This is a genomic window from Novosphingobium sp. SG754, from assembly GCF_013149315.1.
Classification (GTDB): Bacteria; Pseudomonadota; Alphaproteobacteria; order Sphingomonadales; family Sphingomonadaceae; genus Novosphingobium; species Novosphingobium capsulatum.
Genome location: NZ_JABGCC010000005.1, coordinates 144,399 through 164,842, shown reverse-complemented (window position 1 = coordinate 164,842; position 20,444 = coordinate 144,399). Strand labels below are relative to the sequence as shown.

21 protein-coding genes are annotated in these 20,444 nt (G+C 66.6%); 7 read left to right on the top strand and 14 right to left on the bottom strand.

Going from position 1 to position 20,444, the window contains the following annotated elements; all coding sequences use genetic code 11:
* Positions 1-423: 423 nt before the first annotated feature.
* From gluQRS to FHW97_RS13875, 5 genes are read left to right on the top strand one after another with little or no spacing between them, the layout of a single operon-like run.
* Positions 424-1,293, top strand: a complete 870-nt coding sequence (gene gluQRS / locus FHW97_RS13895; protein WP_253941788.1) for a tRNA glutamyl-Q(34) synthetase GluQRS — start codon at positions 424-426, stop codon at positions 1,291-1,293.
* Positions 1,290-1,523 (top strand): HIG1 domain-containing protein, encoded by a 234-nt coding sequence (locus FHW97_RS13890; protein ID WP_168351932.1) that lies wholly within the window; start codon positions 1,290-1,292, stop codon positions 1,521-1,523. Before gluQRS ends, FHW97_RS13890 begins: the two co-directional genes overlap by 4 nt.
* 18 nt (positions 1,524-1,541) lie before the next feature.
* On the top strand, positions 1,542-2,102 hold the full coding sequence (locus tag FHW97_RS13885) for a cob(I)yrinic acid a,c-diamide adenosyltransferase (protein WP_168351931.1): 561 nt from the start codon (positions 1,542-1,544) through the stop codon (positions 2,100-2,102).
* Positions 2,103-2,143: 41 nt separating this feature from the next.
* A complete protein-coding gene (locus FHW97_RS13880) occupies positions 2,144-3,013 on the top strand; it encodes a 3-hydroxyacyl-CoA dehydrogenase NAD-binding domain-containing protein (RefSeq protein WP_168351930.1) in 870 nt (289 codons plus the stop codon).
* Positions 3,014-3,072: 59 nt separating this feature from the next.
* Positions 3,073-3,393, top strand: coding sequence for a hypothetical protein (locus tag FHW97_RS13875; protein WP_022676806.1), 321 nt, complete (start codon positions 3,073-3,075; stop codon positions 3,391-3,393).
* Between the two features lie 112 nt (positions 3,394-3,505).
* Here FHW97_RS13875 and dapE read toward each other — a convergent pair whose 3' ends face one another.
* From dapE to rpmH, 7 genes are all read right to left on the bottom strand, one after another.
* Complete coding sequence (gene dapE, locus FHW97_RS13870; protein WP_168351929.1) at positions 3,506-4,657, bottom strand: succinyl-diaminopimelate desuccinylase; 1,152 nt, start codon at positions 4,655-4,657, stop codon at positions 3,506-3,508.
* Positions 4,654-5,322 (bottom strand): glutathione S-transferase family protein, encoded by a 669-nt coding sequence (locus tag FHW97_RS13865; protein ID WP_022676808.1) that lies wholly within the window; start codon positions 5,320-5,322, stop codon positions 4,654-4,656. Before FHW97_RS13865 ends, dapE begins: the two co-directional genes overlap by 4 nt.
* A 255-nt stretch (positions 5,323-5,577) precedes the next feature.
* Positions 5,578-6,204, bottom strand: coding sequence for a ribosome biogenesis GTP-binding protein YihA/YsxC (gene yihA / locus FHW97_RS13860; RefSeq protein WP_171793292.1), 627 nt, complete (start codon positions 6,202-6,204; stop codon positions 5,578-5,580).
* A 35-nt stretch (positions 6,205-6,239) separates the two neighbouring features.
* Positions 6,240-8,045, bottom strand: coding sequence for a membrane protein insertase YidC (yidC, locus tag FHW97_RS13855; protein ID WP_062783584.1), 1,806 nt, complete (start codon positions 8,043-8,045; stop codon positions 6,240-6,242).
* A gap of 43 nt (positions 8,046-8,088) precedes the next feature.
* Complete coding sequence (gene yidD / locus FHW97_RS13850; protein WP_082208922.1) at positions 8,089-8,298, bottom strand: membrane protein insertion efficiency factor YidD; 210 nt, start codon at positions 8,296-8,298, stop codon at positions 8,089-8,091.
* Between the two features lie 4 nt (positions 8,299-8,302).
* Entirely contained in the window at positions 8,303-8,719 is a 417-nt protein-coding gene (gene rnpA, locus FHW97_RS13845) for a ribonuclease P protein component (protein WP_043606985.1), read from the bottom strand.
* Between the two features lie 83 nt (positions 8,720-8,802).
* On the bottom strand, positions 8,803-8,937 hold the full coding sequence (rpmH, locus tag FHW97_RS13840) for a 50S ribosomal protein L34 (protein WP_028657364.1): 135 nt from the start codon (positions 8,935-8,937) through the stop codon (positions 8,803-8,805).
* Between the two features lie 202 nt (positions 8,938-9,139).
* Here rpmH and FHW97_RS13835 point away from each other — a divergent pair, with 202 nt between their 5' ends.
* Positions 9,140-10,462, top strand: coding sequence for a sensor histidine kinase (locus FHW97_RS13835; RefSeq protein ID WP_022674471.1), 1,323 nt, complete (start codon positions 9,140-9,142; stop codon positions 10,460-10,462).
* Between the two features lie 31 nt (positions 10,463-10,493).
* Here FHW97_RS13835 and FHW97_RS13830 read toward each other — a convergent pair whose 3' ends face one another.
* The 4 genes from FHW97_RS13830 to FHW97_RS13815 all read right to left on the bottom strand — a co-directional run bounded on the left by FHW97_RS13830 (position 10,494) and on the right by FHW97_RS13815 (position 16,126).
* Positions 10,494-11,795, bottom strand: a complete 1,302-nt coding sequence (locus FHW97_RS13830; protein ID WP_168351928.1) for a serine hydrolase — start codon at positions 11,793-11,795, stop codon at positions 10,494-10,496.
* A gap of 107 nt (positions 11,796-11,902) precedes the next feature.
* Entirely contained in the window at positions 11,903-14,236 is a 2,334-nt protein-coding gene (locus FHW97_RS13825; protein ID WP_168351927.1) for a TonB-dependent receptor, read from the bottom strand.
* A gap of 166 nt (positions 14,237-14,402) precedes the next feature.
* Positions 14,403-15,560, bottom strand: coding sequence for a LuxR family transcriptional regulator (locus tag FHW97_RS13820; RefSeq protein ID WP_168351926.1), 1,158 nt, complete (start codon positions 15,558-15,560; stop codon positions 14,403-14,405).
* Between the two features lie 101 nt (positions 15,561-15,661).
* On the bottom strand, positions 15,662-16,126 hold the full coding sequence (locus FHW97_RS13815; protein ID WP_168351925.1) for a hypothetical protein: 465 nt from the start codon (positions 16,124-16,126) through the stop codon (positions 15,662-15,664).
* 171 nt (positions 16,127-16,297) lie between these two features.
* Here FHW97_RS13815 and FHW97_RS13810 point away from each other — a divergent pair, with 171 nt between their 5' ends.
* Positions 16,298-17,458: an aminotransferase class I/II-fold pyridoxal phosphate-dependent enzyme gene (locus FHW97_RS13810; protein ID WP_168352084.1), complete on the top strand. Its 1,161-nt coding sequence runs from the start codon at positions 16,298-16,300 to the stop codon at positions 17,456-17,458.
* A gap of 43 nt (positions 17,459-17,501) precedes the next feature.
* Here FHW97_RS13810 and FHW97_RS13805 read toward each other — a convergent pair whose 3' ends face one another.
* From FHW97_RS13805 to glmM, 3 genes are all read right to left on the bottom strand, one after another.
* Positions 17,502-18,740 (bottom strand): DUF3422 domain-containing protein, encoded by a 1,239-nt coding sequence (locus FHW97_RS13805; protein ID WP_022675442.1) that lies wholly within the window; start codon positions 18,738-18,740, stop codon positions 17,502-17,504.
* 66 nt (positions 18,741-18,806) lie between these two features.
* A complete protein-coding gene (locus tag FHW97_RS13800) occupies positions 18,807-19,031 on the bottom strand; it encodes a DUF1272 domain-containing protein (protein WP_022675443.1) in 225 nt (74 codons plus the stop codon).
* A 14-nt stretch (positions 19,032-19,045) separates the two neighbouring features.
* Positions 19,046-20,386, bottom strand: a complete 1,341-nt coding sequence (glmM, locus tag FHW97_RS13795; RefSeq protein ID WP_028657638.1) for a phosphoglucosamine mutase — start codon at positions 20,384-20,386, stop codon at positions 19,046-19,048.
* Between the last annotated feature and the right edge of the window lie 58 nt (positions 20,387-20,444).

Here is a 20,444-nt window from a genome sequence, read left to right as displayed (position 1 = left end):
ACCGCCTCGTCTTATGTGGGCGTCAGTTCGCGGCTCCGAGCCTTACCCTGCCGGCGCGACGGACTGAGAGGATCCTGCAAGGTTCAACAATAAACTTTGCAATTCGCAGGAAATCAGGAGCACACCATGCGCAAGATCGCAACCGTTGTGCTGCCGCTCATCCTCGCCGCTGGCCTCAGTGGCGCGATGTTCACTGCCACGCTTGTCTAAGCGCTGGCGGCAGCACTGATATATGTCTGGTCGGTCCTCTCAAGCGACCATGGCATATCTATAAGATAGTAAGTAAAGCCCCGCAGCGCGATGTCACCGCATCGCGGCGGGTCTTAAAGCGGCGGTCCGGTGGGGCCGCCGTTTTGCGTTTCGGGCAATTGTGTCTTATGGGATACACTTGTTCCTCTGGGGAAACCTTCTACCCATCCGGCGATGACCGCCGCTCTCGCCATGCCTTCTGCTGTCACGCGTTTCGCCCCCAGCCCCAATGGCCCGCTGCATCTTGGCCACGCCTGGGCCGCGCTCGTGGCGCAGGATCGCGCGCGGGCCGAGGGCGGCACGTTCCTGCTGCGGATCGAGGATATCGACGGGGCGCGCAGCCGGCCCGAACTGGCCGCGGCGTTCCGCGCTGACCTCGCCTGGCTCGGCCTGTCGTGGCACGAAGTCTTGCCGCAGTCGCAGCGCGTGGCGCATTATCGCCAAGCCGCCGATGCCCTGCGCGCAGCGGGGCTGCTCTATCCGTGCCGCTGCACCCGGGCAGAGATTGCCGCTGCCGCCACGACCCAGGGGCCGGACGGGCCGATCTATCCCGGCACCTGCCGCCAGCACCCGGTGGCGCCCGGCCCGGACGTGGCCTGGCGGCTGGACATGACCAAGGCCGCTGCACTGGCTGGCCCGCTGTCGTGGGTGGACGAGCGGCGCGGGGAGCAGCGCGCCACGCCGGAGATGTTCGGCGATGTCGTGCTCTGGCGCAAGGATGCGCCGGCATCCTATCACCTGGCCGCCACGGTGGACGATGCCGCCGATGGGGTGAGCGTGGTCACGCGCGGCATCGACCTGTTCCGCGCCAGCCACGTGCACCGGCTGCTGCAGGCGCTGCTTGGCCTGCCGGTGCCGCGCTGGCACCACCATGCCGTGCTGATCGGCGCGGATGGCCGCAAGCTGGCCAAGCGTCGCGACGCTGCTGGCCTGGCAGAGCGGCGCCTGGCCGGGGAGGATGGCGTGGCGCTGGCCGCCGCATTGCGCGCTGGCCTTTTTGACACTGGCATTTGCCTGGCAGACACCATAGACCTGCTGCCATGACCTATGTGCTCGTGCCCCTGTTGATCGTGCTCATGGCGCTGACCTTCTGGTCGCTGCTGCGCGGCGTGGTTGCGTTCCTGCGCACCACGCGCGAAGGATTGGAGCGGGGCGAGGAAGGCGTGCGCGAGATGCAGCTGCTGCAGAACCGCATGATGTTCAACCGCATCAAGTTCCAGGGGCTGGCCATCGTCGTGGTGATCGTGCTGCTGATGGTCGGCGGCAAGAACTGAACGGGTTCGTTCCATTTCATGGTGAAGCTGAACAAGATCTACACCCGCACGGGTGACGATGGCACGACCGGGCTGGTCGATGGCTCGCGCCGCGGCAAGCACGAACCGCGCATGGCCGCGATCGGCGAAGTGGACGAGGCCAACAGCGCGCTGGGCCTGGCCGCGCTGGTCGTGCCGCCCGATGCCGGCGCGGAATTGACGCGCATCCAGAACGACCTGTTCGACCTCGGCGCCGATCTGGCCACGCCCGGCAGCGATTTCGCCCCTGGCGAGATGACGCTGCGCGTGGTGCCCGGCCAGGTTGCCTGGCTGGAGGCGATGATCGACGCGCGCAATGCCGCGCTGCCGCCACTCACCAGCTTTATCCTGCCTGGCGGCAGCGAGCCAGCCGCGCGCGTGCACCTGGCCCGCGCCATTACCCGCCGCGCCGAACGCGCCGCCGTGGCGCTCGCCGCGCAAGAGCCGGTCAACCCGGCGGCGCTTGCCTATCTCAATCGGCTGTCGGATTATCTGTTCGTGCTGGCCCGCGCGCTCAATGCCGGGCGCGATCCGTTGTGGGTGCCGGGCGCCAGCCGCTGATCATCAGCAGGGCTGATCAATCGTGTGAAAGGATAATGGGCATGCAGACCGTTGCCGTGATCGGGGCCGGGCAGATGGGCGCAGGCATCGCGCAGGTCATGGCCCAGGCCGGGCTGGCCGTGCTGCTGGCCGACGTGAACCTGGCCGCCGCCGAAAAGGGGCGTGACAAGATCGCCAAGGCGCTGGCCCGCCTGGTCGCCAAGGACAAGATCGCCGCCGCCGATGCCGATACGATCGTGGCGCGCATCACCCCGGTGGGTGACTATGCGCCGATGGCCGCGGCCGACCTGATCGTGGAAGCCGCGACCGAGCGGGAAGATATCAAGCAGAAGATCTTCGCCGCCGCTGGCGCTGTCCTGGCGCCGCACGCGATCCTGGCGAGCAATACCAGCTCGATCCCGATCACGCGCATGGCGGCGGCCTCGCCCGATCCGGCGCGCTTCATCGGGCTGCATTTCTTCAACCCCGTGCCGGTGATGAACCTGGTCGAGGTGATCCCGGGCCTCGCCACCTCGGCCGCTACGCTCGACGCGATGCGCGCGCTGGTCGGCCGGCTCAACAAGGAGCTGGTGCTCTCGCAGGATGAGGCCGGCTTCATCGTCAACCGCGTGCTGATGCCGATGCTCAACGAAGCGGCGTTCGTGCTGGGCAGCGGCACCGCCAGCATCGTCGATATCGACAAGGCCTGCCGCCTCGGCCTCAACCATCCGATGGGGCCGCTGGAACTGGCCGATTTCATCGGGCTGGATACCTGCGTGGAAATCATCCGCGTGCTGCATTCCAGCACGGGTGACAGCAAGTATCGCCCCGCGCCGCTCCTGGTGAAATATGTCGAGGCTGGCTGGCACGGCCGCAAGACTGGGCGCGGGTTCTATGACTATAGCGGCGAGGTGCCTGTCCCCACGCGGTAGGCAAGTGCGGGGGAACGGGGCGCCGCGCGGCGCGTAGTTCCGGCAAAGGAGTGACGCGCATGAGCAAGGCAATCCCCGATCTCGCCCCCGAGGCGCACAACCAGGAACAGGACGATTCGTCGTCCCAGGCCCAGACCCTGGCCGATGAAGCGCTGGGCCGTGCCACCGCCGTGCTGGGCGCCGCCGAAGACAGCGAACGCGTGTCTGGCGATGGCGACGAGCCCGGCTCAACCCCCGATCTGGTCGATCACATGAAGCAGATGGTCTCTTCCGGCCGGATCGACATGGGTGCCTATCGCGGCGAGCGCAACGACGACGATGAGGAAGGCGGCCTGGGCGAAGCGGGCATCGACGACGATACCCCGCGCGGCGCGGAATAAGGCTTGCCGGGCGCTGTGATAGCGCCCTTCGACAAGCTCAGGGTGAACGGAACCATAGGGACAACCCTGGTTCCGTTCAGGCTGAGCTTGTCGAAGCCTTGAGGCTTACAATTCAGGCCGATGGTTGTTGGAGCGCCGCCAAGGCAATGCGGCGATAGATTCGCGCCAGTACGCGCAGGTCTTCCATCGCGACGGCCTCATCCTTCTTGTGCATCGTCGCATTGCACAGGCCGAATTCCACCACCGGGCACAGTGCGCGCAGAAAGCGCGCATCCGATGTACCGCCGGTGGTCGACAGTTCCGGCGTGACGCCGGTTTCTGTCTGCACTGCCTGCGCGATCAGCGTGGAAAAATCGCCGGGCAGGGTGATGAAGCTTTCGCCCGAAATAACCGCCCGCGCCGTGCCGCCATGGCGGCTGCCAATGGCGCTGACGCGATCGACCAGCCCCTGGCCGGTATGCAGATCGTTGAAACGGATCGACAGCCGGGCGCGGGCCTGGGCAGGGATCACGTTGGTGGCGGGGTTGCCCACCTCGATATCGGTGATTTCCAGGTTGGATGGCTGAAACCAGTCGCTACCTTCGTCCAGCACCAGGGCATCGAGTTCGGCCAGCATGGCGATGAGCCGGGGAATGGGATTGTCCGCCAGGTGCGGATAGGCGACATGGCCCTGCGCGCCATCGACGGTGAGCCAGATATTGACCGAGCCGCGCCGGCCGATCTTCATCATGTCACCCAGCCGGTTGACCGAGGTGGGCTCTCCCACCAGGCACAGATCGGGCAGGCTGCCCTCTCCCGAACCAGCCAGCGCGCGCATGCGCTCGATCAGGGCCGCGGTGCCATAGCGTGCCGGGCCTTCCTCGTCGCCGGTGATGATCAGGCTGATCGTGCCGGCCTCTTGCGGGATTTCCGCCAGCGCCGCGACGAAGGCGGCGATCGCGCCTTTCATGTCCACCGCGCCACGGCCATAGAGCAGTTCGCCGCGCCGCTCGGCGGTGAACGGCGCGCTGCTCCAGCCCTGGCCCGGCGGCACCACATCAAGATGCCCGGCAAACGCGAAGTGGCGGCTGCCGGCCGGGCCTTGGCGAATGGCGAACAGGTTCTCCACCGGCCCATCGGGCGCTTCGCCCTCGACAAAGCGGTGCACGGCAAAGCCCATGGGCACGACCATGGCTTGCAGCACATCGAACACGCCGCCGGTGGCCGGCGTCACGCTGGGGCAGTCGATCAGGCGTTCAGTCAGGGCAACGGGATCGGCGCTCATGTGTGGCTGGCTTCCTCGAACTGTTCGATGGTCCATTCTTCGTCTTCCGCTGCCTCGATCCAGGCCTGCATCCACGGATGCTCCCACAGCGCCTGCATATAGGCGACGGCAAAGCCGGGCACGCCCACGCCATAGGTGACGAAGCGCGAGACCACCGGGGCATAGATGATGTCGGCCGCGCTGAACGTGCCGAACAGGAACGGACCACCCTGGCCAAAGCGAGCGCGGGCTTCAGCCCAGAGTTGCAGGATGCGCACGATATCGGCGCGCACATCGTCGCGCACCTCGGGCTGGGCCTGCCTGCGGCGAATGTTCATCGGCATGTGGCCGCGCAGCGCGAAATAGCCCGAATGCATTTCCGCCACCATCGATCGCGCCATGGCGCGGGCGGCATCGTCCTTGGGCCAGAAGCGATCGCGGCCGACCTTGTCGGCCAGATAATCGATGATCGCCAAACTGTCCCACACCACGGCGTCGCCATCCCACAGGATCGGCACTTTGCCCGATGACGGCGCCAGGTTGGCATCGCGGCGCTTGGCCTCGTCCCAATCGTCGCCATAGAGCGGAACGGTAATTTCCTCGAAAGCCAGGCCCGATTGCTTGGCGGCCAGCCAGCCGCGCAGCGACCAGCTGGAATAATTCTTGTTGCCGATGACCAGCTTCATGCGGGGCCTTTCGCGTGGGGCGTGGCCTTTCCGCCTAAAGCCTGGGGGGCGGGCTGTCGAGGGTGTGGGCGTGTCGGCCGTGCGCGGCTGCCAAGGGCTTCGACAGGCTCAGCCCGAACGGGGATGAAGGTTTTTCCCACCTCCTCTTTAGAGGATGGGGAAAACTGGGCTCAGACCGAACGGGGAAACAGGCGATGGACAGTTTTTCCGTTCGCCCTGAGCTTGTCGAAGGGCGGCTGCGCCAGGTGGAGGGGCTTAGACCGCCGCGTCGTCCAGCACGGCGCCGCGCAGGGCGGCGATGCCCAGGCCCTTTTCCGACGAGGTCACGCTGACCTCGGGGTGGGCGGCGATGTGCTTGCGCGCGATAGTCTGGGTCTGGGCGACCACGTCGGCCAGTTCGCTGGCCTTGATCTTGTCGGCCTTAGTCAAGACCACGCGATAGCCGACGGCGGCTTCGTCGAGCATCTGCATCATTTCGGTATCGACCGTCTTGATGCCGTGGCGGCTGTCAACCAGCAGCAGCGTGCGCTTGAGCACCACGCGGCCGCGCAGATAGTCGCGCACCAGGCGGCGCCACTGCTCCACCACCTTGGGCGGCGCCTTGGCAAAGCCATAGCCGGGCATGTCGACCAGGCGGAACAGGGTGGGGGTGCCCACCTCGAAATAGTTCAGTTCCTGCGTGCGGCCCGGCGTGACCGAGGTGCGCGCCAGCGACTTGCGCCCGGTGAGGGCATTGAGCAGCGAGGACTTGCCCACGTTGGAGCGGCCGCAAAAGGCGATCTCGGGAAAGTCCGGCTCGGGCAGGAATTTGAGTTCAGGGGCGGATTTGAGGAATTCCACGCGGCCGGAGAAGAGCGCGCGGGCGCGCTCTTCCAGAGCCATCAGGCGCAGGCCTTCCTCGTCGGGACCGGTGACGCTCACTTCTTTTTCGGCTTTGCTGTAATGGTGGCGTCGCGCGCGGCGGCGCGATCGAGGTTCTGCTGGTCCTTGGCCGCCTGCGCCTTGAGCTGCGGATGGCGGCTATAGAGATAGCGCTGCTGGCCGATGGTGAGCAGGTTCGAGGTGATCCAGTAGAGCAGCAGGCCCGAGGCAAACGGCGCCATGACGAACATCATCATCCACGGCATCAGGCCCATGATCTGCTGCTGGGCCGGGTCCATCGCGGCGGGTTGCAGCTTGAACTGCGCCCACATCGTCACGCCCAGGATGATCGCCAGCACGCCGATGCCAAGATAGGCCGGCGGGGTGAACGGCAGCAGGCCGAACAGGTTGAGCACGTGGAGCGGATCGGGCGCGGACAAGTCCTTGATCCACAGCACGAAGGGCTGGTGGCGCATTTCGATGGTCAGCACCAGCACCTTGTAGAGCGCAAAGAACACCGGGATCTGCAGGAAGATCGGCAGGCAGCCGGCCAGCGGGTTCACGCGCTCTTCCTTGTAGAGCTTCATGATTTCCTGCTGGGCCTGGGCCTTGTCGTCCTTGTAGCGTTCCTGGATCGCCTTCATCTTGGGCTGGAGCGCGCGCATCGCCGCCATCGAGGCGAACTGGCGCTGCGCCACCGGGAACATCATGCCGCGCACCAGCAGGGTGAGCAGGATGATGGCCAGGCCGAAGTTCTTGACGCCATGGAACAGCGAATCGAGCAGCCAGAAGATTGGCTTTTCGAACCAGCGGAACCAGCCCCAGTCGATCGACAGCGACAGGTGCGTCACGCCCTGGTTTTCATAAGCTTCCAGGACGTTGTTTTCCTTGGCGCCGGCAAACAGGCGCAGGGTCTGGCTCTGCGTCTGGCCAGGAGCCACGCTGGCGGCCGGCCAGATCAGGTCAGCGGCAAACAGGTTGTTGCCCAGTGCGCGGAAATCGGCGGCGGGCTTGGCCGCGCCATCGGCCGGGATCAGCGCCGAAAGCCAGTAGATATCGGTAAAGCCGATCCAGTTGGCAGCGCCTGCCGGCGTGATCGAACCGACCTTGGCGACATCGGTGTAGTTGTTGGAGAAATTGACCGAGCCATCGAACGCGCCGATCGGGCCGGAATGGACCTGCCAGGTATCCTGGCTCATCGTCTTGTCGGTGCGGTTGATGCGGGCAAACGGCGCGACCGAGGCAGCCGTGGGCGCGGCGTTGGTCACGCTCTGCGTCACGGTCAGCATGTAATTCTGGTCGATCGCGTAGCGCAGGCTGAAGGTTTGCCCGGTGGGGTTGCGCCAGGTCAGCGTGACCGGGGTGGCCGGCGTCAGCTTGGTGCCCTGCGCGGTGAACACGGTCTGCCCGTTGGGCGCGGCCACGCCGTTCTGCCCCAGCCAGCCGACCTGGGCAAAATGCTGCGCCGGGGTGCCGGCGGGCGAGAACAGGCGCACCGGCGGGCTGTTCTTGTCGATGGTTTCGCGATGGCGCACCAGCGTCAGGTCATCGACCACGCCGCCGACCAGGTTGATCGAGCCCTTGAGGCCCGGCGCATCGATCGGCACGCGGTTGCCTGCGGCCAGTTCCTGGGCCAAGTCCTTCTGCTCCAGCGCCACATCGGCCGGGGCCTGCAGCCCGCCTTCGCGGGTGGGCTTGGCCGGCGGGCCGCTGCTGGCGGGCGCGGCCACGGGCGCCTGGCTGGCCATAGCCGCCGGCTTGCCCTTGGGCTGCGGATAGAAATAGGCGATGCCATAATCCCAGCCGATCAGCAGCAGGCCCATCAGGACCACCGCCAGGATCAGGTTGCGCTGTTTCTCCACTGTGCCTCGCGTTCGTTGAATCAAGCTGTTTGGGAAGGGGTGTTCAGGGGACGGGATCGTACCCGCAGCCACCCCAGGGATGGCAGCGCAATAGCCGCAAGGCGGCAAGCCAGCTACCCTTAATCGCACCATGCTTGGTCCACGCCTCGATCGCATATTGCGAGCACGAGGGGGCAAAGCGGCACGAAGGCGGCAAGACGCGGGATGGGCCAAGCTGCCAGCCCCGGGCGATGAGGATGAGCAGGCGCTTCATGGGCTCAGCGGCCGTAGGCGGGCTTGGGCTCGCGCGGTGGCCCGCGCCTGGTGCCGGGCTTTCCGCCCGATTTGCCGCCAGGCTTGCGGGGCGGATCGCCCTTGCCGGCAGCAGCGCGCGACAGGGCCTGGCCCAGTTCGCTGCGCAGCAGGGCGAAATCGCGCTCCACCCCGTTTTCGCGGCCGATCAGCACATGATCGGCGCCGGCAATGCCGTGGGCGGGCAGCAGTTCGCGCAGCAGCGCGCGAAAGCGCCGCTTCATGCGGTTGCGCGCCACGGCGTTGCCGATCTTCTTGGTGACGGTCACCCCGAATCGCAGCGAGCCATCGGCGCGCGACAAGGGGTTCACCAAAAGCACGAATCCGGGCCTTGCGACCCGGATTCCGCGATTGGCGGCGAGAAAATCCGCACGCCGGGCCATCGTCGCCAAGCGGGCACTGCGCCGAGGAGAGCGGGCCGGATCGGCCCCGGTCTCAACCGACATGGTGCCCGAAGGGCGCGCGATCAGGCCGAGAGGTTCTTGCGGCCGCGGGCGCGACGAGCGCGCAGCACCTTGCGACCACCGACGGTGGCCATGCGGGCGCGGAAGCCGTGGCGGCGGGCACGCACGAGGTTGCTGGGCTGGAAAGTGCGCTTCATGGTTCAGCTCTTCTTCTTGTCTGGCGAATCGGTATAACAGGCACGCCGCCGCAACCGACGCCGAGCCGAAATCAGGGGTGCGCCGATAAGCGAGGGCGCGCCATCCGTCAAGCATTTGCCGAGGCGCGATTGTGCCACGCGGGCGCAAACCCGTAATGAAATTGCCATTGGCGAAATTCCCACAAGGTTCTAGGGCAAAGGCATGGTTGCCGACGAAACCGGGCAGGCCCAAAGCTGGGGCCGCATATGGCGCCGCAAGCCGGCCTGGCTGACACTGGCGCTGTTTGCCGTGCTGGCGCTGGCGCTGCTGGGCACCTTTGCCCTGATCTTCACCACGGTCGATGCCGAGCGCGTGCAGCGCGAGCAGGCGGCGCGCACCAGCGCGGTGCTGGCCGCGCTCGATGGCATCGTGGCAGCCACGCTCAACGGCGAAACCGGGCAGCGCGGCTATTACATCACCTATGACCGCCGCTATCTGGTGCCTTATACGCAGGGCCATGCCGCCTATGAGGCGGAAATCCGCGCGCTGCGCCGCCGCCTAGGCCAGGGCATCGATCCGCAGCAGGCGGCCCTGGTGGATGAGATCGAGCGCCTGGGCGATGCCAAGTGGGCCGAAATGGCGGGCACGGTGGAACTGGTGCGGCGCGGCGAACTGGTCGAGGCACGGGTGCGCACCCTGTCTGACGAAGGGCAACTGGCGATGGAGGCCCTGCGCCAGGCCGTGGGCCGGCTGGAACGCACCGAGCGCGCGCGGCTGGATGCCGCGACCGACAGTGCCGCCATGGCCGAGGCGCGCGTCATACCCTCGCTGGGCCTGCTGGCGGTGATCATCACCATCGCGCTGATTCTGGGGCTGTGGCAGGTGATCCGCACTGCCCAGGCGCAGGCAGCCGCTGCCAATGCCGCGCTGATCGCCGAGGCGCGCGACCGCGCCGACCTGCTGGCGCGCGAACTCAATCACCGCGTCAAGAACCTGTTCGCGGTGATCCTGGCGATCGTGAAGATGTCGGCCCGGGGCGATACCGCCGCGGCCCCGGCGGTGGACCGCATTGCCAAGCGCATCCACGCCCTGGTCACCGCGCACGATGTGACGCAGGGGCGCCACGATGGCGATGGCGAGGTGGACCTGGCCGATCTGGTGACCAAGGCGATCGCGCCCTACCGCTCTGACAGCGAACGCTGCAACCTTTCGGGCGGGACACTGGTTGTGTCGGGCCGCCACGCCGTGCCGCTGGGCCTGGTGCTGCACGAATTGGTGACCAATGCCGTCAAGTATGGCGCCTGGTCGGCCCCGGGCGGACTGCTCGAGGTGCGCTGGGAACACCATGCGGCGGACAAGACCGTGCGCCTGGTGTGGCAGGAACGCGCCGCCGCGCCGCTGGTGCTGCCCGAAGACGGCGTGCCGGCGCGCGAAGGCTTTGGCTCGGCGCTGATCCGCAGTTCCGAACGCCAGCTCGACGGGCGCATCGTGCGGCGCTTTTCGCCCGAGGGGATCATGGTGGAGATTACCTTCCCCCACGCATGATCCCGCCGGATCATCCCTTGGGCGCCTGGCCTTACGGCTTGGGCGCGGTGGCCGACCAGTTCACCAGCGTCTTGAAATAGGCCAGCGTTTCTTCCAGCGCGCGATTGCCCAGGTCCGATCCTTCGGGCGGGAAGAAGCTGAGCTTGACGATCACCGTGCGCGTGGCGGGGTGGACGTAGATGAACTGCCCCTGGAGGCCGAGCGCGGTATAGGCGCCGGTATCGTCGATCTTCCACCACTGGAAGCCATAGCCGGAGCGGGCGAAGGGATCGGTCACGCTGGCCGGCGGGGGCGGCGTGCCGGGATCGGCATTGGGCACCATCGCGGTTGCCTGGTGGACCCAGTCGGCTGGCAGGATCTGGCGGCCGTTGAACTTGCCTTCGTCGAGCATCATCTGCCCCAGGCGGGCAAAATCGCGCAGCGTGGCGTTATAGCCCATGCCGTTAAGCTCGCGCCCCACGCCCGGCGCGCCATCGGCCAGCCAGAAGCCATAGGATTCCATGCCCATCGGCTGCCACAGGGTGTTGGTCATGTAGGTGGCCAGCGGCTGCTTGGTCGCGCGTTCGAGAATCCAGCCCAGCACGCTGGTATCGAGCGTGGAATAGTTGAAGTGGCTGCCCGGCTTCCATTTGCGGCCCAGGCGCGGCGCGGTGTCGGCAAAGCGTTCGGTGTTGGCGACGATGGCGTTGAGGAAGATCTTGGCGGCCACGCTGGGCGTTGCGCCAAAGTCATAGCGTTCCTCGTAATCCACGCCCGAGCGCATCTGGAGCAACTGGCGGATCGTTACCCCGTCATAGCCCGACCCCTTGAGTTCGGGGACATAGTCGGTGGCGGGCTGGTCGATCGACTTGATGAAGCCCTGGTTGACCGCGATGCCGACCATGATCGAGGTGATCGACTTGGCCATCGAGAACGAGATGTAGTGCGTGCTGGCATCGGTGTTGTTGCGATAGCTTTCGTGCACGATCTTGCCGTCGCGCATCACCAGCAGGGCATTGGTGAAAGTGCGGTCTTCCCACTGGTCCTCGGTCATTTTCGTGGTGCCGAGCACGGCATCGGGCAGGGCCTGGTCCACGCGGGGCAGCGCGGCGATCGGGCCGGAACGCGGCACCGGGCGGGTCTGGAACAGCTGATCCATGGTGTGGAAGGTCAGCATGTTTTCCGGCGCTTCGAGCATGTGGGTGCGCGCGGCGGCCAGGTTGGGCGGTACCTGGCCATTGGGCAGGACATGGGGCGGCGCGGTTTGCGCCAGGGCGGGCGTGGCGAATGCCTGGGCCAGGGCGAGGGTGGCGCTGGCCAGCGCGAGCGCGGCCTTCTTGCGGGGGAAAACCATGGGGAAGCAGCCTTTGCAGCAGGGAAGGAACAAGGGGAAAAGTGGCCGGAAGCATCAGGGTGCTTCCGGCCCAGTGCAGGGGGTGCCCCATGGCGGGGCACCCGGCATTACTGGCGCATCAGCAGGGTGAGGCCGAACGTGCGCGGGCGCTGTGACAGGTTGCGATAGGTGCCAACGCCGCTCACCTCGATCGAGCGTGACAGGATCGTGGTTTCGTTGGTCAGGTTGTCGACAAACAGCGAGAGATCATAGGCGCCCTTGCGCAGCCCGGCGCGCAGGCTGGCATAGTGCACCTGGGGCAGGGCATAGGCGCCGGGATCATAGCTGCTGGTGCTGCTGTCGGTGAGGGCCGACATCCTGGCCTTGCTCTTGTACGAATAATCGGCGCGCAGATAGGCCGTGGCGCTGCCGACCGGCGCTTCATAATTGGCGCCGATCGTGGCCGTCCACGGATGGGTTTCCAGGTGATCACCCACTGCGGCGATCAGCTGGCCGGCCTGGGGATTGGGCTGGCCGCTGACATTCTGGGTCAGGTGCGCGTCGGTATAGGCCAGCGTTCCATCCAGGGTGAACGCCGGGCTGATCCGGGCCGTGGCCTGGATGTCGAAGCCCTGGCTACGCGCCTTGCCCAGGTTGGCGGTGAACTGCGCGCCGCAATGCTGGAGATAGACGTTCTGCTGAATGTTGCTCCAATCCACGTGATAGGCGCTGGCTGCCAGGCTTACCCCGCCTACGCGCGTCTTGGCGCCAGCTTCATAGCTCCACAGGCTGTCGGACTTGTAGGTGCTGGGCACATTGGCAAAGCCATAGTTGGCAAGGTCCGTCCCGCACTGGCTGAGCGGCACCGGCGCATTGGTGCCGCCGATGCGATAGCCCTTGGCCGCCGTGGCATAAATCAGCGTGGTGGGCGTGGCCTGCCAGTTGAGCGCGAACTTGGGCGTGACCGGGTTTTCGCTGACCGACTGCTGGTCCTGCAACTGATAGCCCGAGACCGGACCCTGGAACAGCGAATTGCCTTCGAACTTGGTGTGCGCCACGCGCACCCCGGCGGTTACCTTGAGAGTGTCGGTCAGCTTGAGCGACCCTTCGGCAAAACCGGCCAGCTGTTCGTCGGCGCCGCGTCCGCTCCCCGCCAGCGAATAGAGCCCATCGACCAGCGGCACGCCAAGCACCACTTCGGGCGGCACGCCGCCAAAAATGTCGGCAAAGTTGGGGTCATAGACCTGTTCGGCGAAATGCTGGACCGACTTGGCATAAAAGCCGCCGATCACCCAGGTGAAGCGCGCGTTGGCGTTGGTGGATTGCAGGCGCACTTCCTGGGTGAACGTGCGCTGGTCGTTGCGCATATAGGCCAGCGCCTTGTGATCGGTGCCGACCCAGGGCGTGCCGGCAAAGACCGCCGGCCAGATCGTGGAATAGTCGATCTCGCCACTTTGATCGCGCACATAGTAAGAGGTGTTGCTGATCAGCTGCGCGCCGCCGAGATCGGCGCTGATGTTGAGCGCGGGCAGATAGAAGCGATCGCGATCGGGCGAGCCATTGGGCGCCCCGCTGACGTACTGGCCCTTGCTGGGGTTGGACAGCGCCTTGTAGCCCGGATCGCTGGGAGCGAGGCCGTTGTTTTCCCACCATGGGCTGGTGTCGTTGTTGACGCGCTTTTGATAATAGAGCGAGGGCGTGATTTCCACGCCATCGACCGGCGCCCACTTCAGCGCAAAGCGCGCCACCTGGGTCCAGCTGGAATTGACGTTCTTGAGATAGGGCGCGTTGGTCAGGATGGGATTGGCATCCTGCCGATCGATCCACCCGCCATCGTGGCGATACCACACGCTGGCTGCCAGACCGAGCTTGTCGCGCACCAGCGGCGCTGAAATCGACACGCCGAGCTCGCCCGAGGCGGCGCCGCCCTGCGTGGCCGAGGCTTCGGCGCGGCCATAGATGTGGGTGTCGGTCAGGCTGGGCTGGGTGGTGATGAAGCGGACCGTGCCGCCTTCCGAGCCGGCGCCGAACAGCGTGCCCTGCGGCCCGCGCAGCACTTCCACGCGCGCCAGATCGAACACCGCGGGAAAGGCGTTGGTGGTGGAATAGCCCACGACGCGGCTCTGGATCGGGGTATCGTCGATATAGACGCCGGTGGTGGCGGCCCCCACGGTGGAACTGATGCCGCGAATGGCGATGTTCGTCTGGTTGCCGAAGCCGTTGGGATCGAACTGGATGCCCGGCGTCTGCCGCACGACGCCCGAAATGTCCTTGATGCCGCGCGCATCGAGCGAGGCCTGGCTGAGCGCGGTGACCGATTGCGGCACCTTGCTGAGCGATTCGGCGCGGCGGGTGGCCGTGACCACGATTTCGCCGGGGGCGGCATCGGCGCTTGTTGCAGTTGCCGACGTGCCGCTGCCATCCTGCGCCAGTGCTGGCCCGCTGCTCCAGGCCAGGGCCATGGCCAGGGCCACGGGAGCGCCTGCGAACGAATGGAAATGTCTGGGCTGCATCTTCTATCCCTCATGCTGCGGCGGTTTGGAACGCGTCCGTTCCGCCTTGTCGCGGGGGATGATGGGGCCAGAGGTTGCGGCCCTGCACCTCCCATATGGGATATAGTCTGCGATCTCAGTTTGGGCGTGGCGGAACGGGTACCGGGGGCAGGGTGCTGTTGCCCTGGGCCGAGAGCGAATGCAGGATCAGGCGAACGAGATCGGCCTGGCGCCCGGTGCCGGTCTTGCCGAACAGTTGCTTGAGCTGGATGCGCGCAGTGCCGGTGGTAATACCGCGGCGGGCGGCATATTCGCTGACCGTGTCGCCCGCGGCCAGGGCAGCGGCCAGTTGCGCTTCTGCTCCCGTCAGGCGGAACAGGCGCGCCAGGGCTGATGGCACGATCTGGACGCGGCGTTCCGGCGCCGCGATCAGGAGCAGCACTTCATCGCGCGCGGCCGCACCGATGCCGGCCTGGTTGGCACCAGACACGGCCCGCACATGCAGCGGATCGTCTCCCGGGCTGCCCAATGCCAGCACATCGGCATGGCCGGTGGCGGCATCGGCAACCAGCGCCTTGAGCGCGGCATTGGCTTGCGCGTTGTGCGCGGTCAGCATGCCGTTGCGCACGCCCAGGTGCCGGTTATAGGCGAGGAGCGTCTCGGCCACTGGATTGCTCCATGCCACGTGCAGCGTGCGATCGCAGCTGGTCATGGCCAGGTCGGTGGCGCTGATCGCCTGTTCCAGCGTGCGCACCCGCGCCGCGTTTTCCGAGGTTTTGAGCCACAGGCTGACCGCCTGGCTGAGGTGGGGCTGCAACTGCTGCAGAAATTCCACCTCGCCGGCGTTGACGTCGCGGTCGTCACCGGGCTTGCGATGGAACACCAGCGAGAAATGGCTGTTCGGGCTGAGGCCGAAATCGACCCAGAACGCCGGCCCCAATCCGCAGCGCGCCAACCCTTCGCGCATGGCGCGATGTTCGTTTTCGGAATGATCCAGGCTTTGGAAATCACTGCCGATCCCGGTATCGGGATGGCGCAGCGCGCGTTGGCGATGAAAGCGGGGATTGGCGCCGGAATTGGCCCAGGAATCGTGAATGGCCGCATGGCGCAACGATACCGAATCCCGCGCCGTCCAGACCTGTTGCAGGCAGGAGCGGGCCGAAGACAGCACCTGCGCCACCACGCTTTCCAGGCCCATGCGATCGCGCAACGTATCGAGCACGACCTGCCAGCGCGCCTCATGCTCTACCGAGCCGTAGAGGTCGAGCAGCAGCGAAGAGTCCGAATGCGTCATGGGCAGCCTGGTCCGGGCTATGTCAGGATGTTGCTGTACCCCATGCCCGCTGCCAAGGCAAAGGGTCGCTGTTGCCCACCATGCCCGTGGCGGCGGGGCGTTCAGCCCTGCGGCGCAGCGACCAGGCCGACGATGCCAAGCGCCAGCGCAACGACGATCATGGCAAGCGCCAGGCGCCGCCGCCGTCGCAGCGCACGGGCGGCGCGGCCATGGCTGCCCGTGCGCTGCGAGGCGGCCTGCCAATCCCATCCCTGGCCATCGATCCATTTGCGGATTTCCTGCCCGGTCAAGGTCCACACGCCGGCCGCCAGCAGGGCGCAGGCCAGCGCGACCAGCGCCAGCGGCGCGGCAGGAATGCCGCTGCCGGTGGCGGTTCGGCATTGTGCCAGGCTGGCGCGTGCCTGGGCCGTGGTGCAAGGGCCGCTGGCATTGGCCGTGTCCAGCGGGTTTCCGGCAAGGTCGGTGGTCTGCGCGGCGTTGACCGGCGTGGCCGGCCCGGCGGGAATGCCGTTGTCCTGGCTCTGCCCCGCCGTGGCGGCGTCTCGGTGTTGCCCAGAGTGTGCCATCGATCATCGCCTGTTGCGTGGTGTTACCGGCAAGGCAGGTGCCTGATGCCCGCCAAACCGCCGATGGCGGGCAGATTACGGCTGGTTCATCCGCCTGTCAGTCCCGTAGGCGCAGCCATCACCATGGGTGGATATACCCGCCGCCTGAATCGTGTTACCCGCGCCATGCCCATGACTGCACAGATCGAACCCTTTCACGCCATTGCCGTTTCCACCCTGGCGCACCGTATCGCCGCCGACGCGGCTGCGGCCGGCCGGCCGGTGATCCACATGGAATTCGGCCAGCCGTCCTCCAGCGCGCCCGCGGCCGCGATTGCCCGTGCCCACCACGTGCTGGATACCCAGGCGCAGGGCTATTGGGAAAGCCAGGCGCTGAAAGAGCGCATTGCCCGGCATTACCACGAAACCGCCGGCGTCACGGTCGATCCGTCGCAGGTGGTGCTGACCTGTGGTGCCTCGCCGGCACTGGTCATGGCGCTGACCCTGCGCTTTGCCCCCGGCGCGCGGGTGGCGATCGCCCGGCCCGGCTATGTGGCCTATCGCAATACCTTGCGTGCGCTGCACATGGAGCCGGTCGAACTGGTCTGTGGCCCGCAGGAACGCTTCAACGTCACCGCCGCTGCCTTGGCCGCCATGGAGCCGGCGCCTGACGGGTTGATCCTGGCCAGCCCGGCCAACCCCACTGGCACAGTGATCGCTCCCGATGAACTGACGGCCATCGTCCAGGTCTGCCAGACACGCGGCATCGCGGTGATCAGCGACGAGATCTATCACGGCCTCACCTATGACGGGGCGCAGGCGCAGACCCTGCTTGCCGTCGATCCCGAGGCGGTGATCATCAACAGCTTTTCCAAGTACTTCTCGATGCCGGGTTGGCGCCTTGGCTGGCTGGTGGTGCCGCCCGCGCTGGTCGACCAGGCTCGTGCGCGAATGGGCAACCTGTTCCTTACCCCGCCGGTGCTCAGCCAGAATGCCGGGCTGGTGGCGTTCGAATGCCAGGACGAATTACAGGGCCATGTCGCCGCCTATGCGCGCAACCGCCAACTCGTGCTCGATGCCTTGCCGGCGCTGGGCCTGGCCCGCATCGCGCCGCCCGATGGCGCATTCTATGTCTGGGCCGATATCGGCCACCTGACCGACGATTCGATGGCGTTCTGCCTCAAGCTGCTGGAAGATACCGGCGTGGCCACGGCACCGGGCATCGATTTCGATCCGGTCGAAGGGCGCCGCTTCTTCCGCATCAGCTTTGCCGTTTCCACCGCCGAGGTGGAAGACGCGCTGGCGCGGATGAAGCCGTGGTTTGCCGCGCGGATGGCCGAAGCAGCGGTCTGACATACTATTGGTGATATTCATACTATCACCAATAGCGCTAATATCACGGTGAGGGGTGATCGAGTACCTGGCGGCGGGCATGGCGCAGTGCCAGCCAGGTCGCCAGCATCACCAGCGGGGTGATTACCCCCACGGCCAGGCGCGCATCGAAGTGCACCAGGCTTTCCCCGCCTTCCAGCACGTGGCCGATCAGCGCCGTGGCATAATAGCTGATCCCCACCACCGAAAGCCCCTCGACCAGGTGTTGCAGGCGCAACTGGCGGACCGCGCTGCGTTCGAGCGAGGCGAGCAGCGCGCCGTTCTGGTTTTCGATGCGGGTTTCGATCCGCGCACGCAGCAGCGCGGTGAACTGCCCGGCGCGCGCCGCCACCTGGCGTTCACGACGGGAAAACGCGGCGCAAGTGCGCACCGCCGGCAGGAAGCGGCGCTGGGTAAATTCGCCCAGCGAGAGAAAGCCGGGAATCGGCCGCGGCGCTAGATCGGCCAGCCGTTCTTCCACCAGCAGGGCATAGGCGGCAGTGGCGCTCATGCGGTAGTCGGTGGCACTGGCCACAGCGGCGATCGCCAGCGACAGGCCGGAAAGCTGGTCCATCAGGTCATCGTCGCGCACATCGTCGCGGGTCAGCGCCTCGCCCAGGCGGCGCAGGTCTGCTTCGGCCTGGTCCAGCCGGGGCCAGGCCGCGCGCGCCACCGGCAGGCCGAGCAGCGCCAGGTTGCGATAGCTGCTCAATTCCTGCAACCGCTGCACCGCGCGGGTCAGGTCGCCCCCTTCCAACCCGCATGCGGCCACCAGCATGCGGCCATAGCCATCCTCGCCGATGTGAAAGTCTGACCAGATGCGCATCGGGCCGGCCACGTGGCACGAGACCAGGTCATCGTGCACTAGGCCCATGGCCGGCATCACCTGGGCGGCATCGGCTTCGTCTGCCACGATCACCAGCCGCGTGGCGCGCACCGTCGCGCCGGGCAGGCTTTCCATCCAGGCAGTCGCATCGGCAAGATCGACGTCGCATGGGGCAAACAGCGTCTGGGTGCTGGCCTCGCTATGCCGTTCCCAGGTGAACGACACGCCACCGGCCAGGGTGCCCGAAACGTGGCGACGATCGGCGCGGCGCACCTCGCCACCTTCGGGCATGGCTGCCCAGGCTGCCCATTCGGCATCGCGGGCGGCATCGTCCACCAGCCGCACCTGCTGCACCACCTGCATCGGCGCGCGCAGCACGGGCCAGCGACGCAGATGCATCTCGTTCACGATCTGCCGACGCCATTCGTGTTCGTGCATGGCTGTTGCCCTCTTCCCTGGCGCGATCATGCGCGCAGGGGAGAGGGCGTGCAAGTGTACTCGGGTCTAAGGCTTGTAGCGCCGCTCGCGCGCGGGCGGGTACTTGGCGTGGAGCGCCTTGGCCCGCGTCGGGCGGTCCATCAGTTCGCCCTGGCAATTGGGGCAGCGGTCATCGAGGTCTTCGGCGCATTCGGCGCAGAACGTGCATTCCATCGAGCAGATGAAAGCGCCGGGCGCTTCGGCGGGAAGCTCGGTGCCGCAGTTCTGGCAATCGGGGTGCATGGCGAGCATGTCTGGTTCTCCGCTCAGGCCGCAGCCTTGCGCACGGCATTGCAGATGGCGTCGACCACTTCAGCCACTTCCTCGGCATCGTCGGCCTCGGCCATGACGCGGATCACTGGCTCGGTGCCCGAAGGGCGGATGACCAGGCGGCCGCGGCCAGCTAGCCGCGCCTCGGCCTGGGCGATGGCCTCCTGCACGCTTTCGGCCTCGAGCGGCTTGCCGCCGGCAAAGCGCACGTTCTTGAGCAGTTGCGGCACGGGATCGAACAGGTGCAGCGTCTGGCTGGCCGGCTTGCCGCTGGAAACCAGCGCGGCCAGCACCTGCAACGCCGCGATCGTGCCATCGCCGGTGGTGGCGTGATCGGTCAGGATCATGTGGCCTGACTGTTCGCCACCCACGTTGAACCCGCCCTCGCGCATCTTTTCCAGCACGTGGCGATCGCCCACGGCGGTGCGCACCAGGTCCAGGCCCTTGCTGCGCAGGAAGCGTTCGAGGCCCAGGTTTGACATCACAGTGGCGACCACGCCGCCGCCGGTCAGCGCGCCGCGTGCAGCGAGCTGGCTGCCGATCAGCGCCATGATCTGGTCGCCATCGACCGTCTGGCCCTTTTCATCGACCACGATCAGGCGGTCGGCATCGCCATCGAGGGCGATGCCGATGTCGGCGCGCACTTCGCGCACCTTGGCTTTGATCGCGTCGAGATGGGTGGACCCGACATTGAGGTTGATGTTCTTGCCATTGGGTTCCACCCCGATGGCGATCACTTCGGCGCCGAGTTCCCACAGCGCCGAGGGCGCCACGGTATAGGCCGCGCCATTGGCGCAATCGACCACGATGCGCAGCCCGTCGAGGCGCAGGTTATGCGGCAGCGAGGCCTTGACCGCGTGGATATAGCGGCCACGCGCATCCTCGATGCGGCGGGCACGGCCCACTTCGCTGGCCGGCGCCAGGTCTAGCTCATCCTCCAGCATGGCCTCGATCGCCAGTTCGTCTTCATCCGACAGCTTGAAGCCATCGGGGCCGAACAGCTTGATCCCGTTGTCTTCGAACGGGTTGTGGCTGGCCGAGATCATCACGCCGACATCGGCGCGCATTTCGCGCGTAAGCATGGCGACGGCGGGCGTCGGCATCGGGCCGAGCAGGACCACGTCCATGCCCACGCTGGTGAACCCGGCGGTCATCGCGTTTTCCAGCATATAGCCCGACAGGCGGGTGTCCTTGCCGATCACCACGCGATGGCGATGATCGCCCCGCTGGAAATAGGTGCCGGCGGCCTGGCCCACTTTCATGGCGGTTGCCGCGGTCATCACCCCGGCATTGGTCCGGCCCCGGATGCCATCGGTGCCGAAGAATTTTCGTCCCATCGCGAAGATCTTGTCCCTTTGCCTGGCGCCACCAAGGCGCCATTGCATGTGCCTCCTA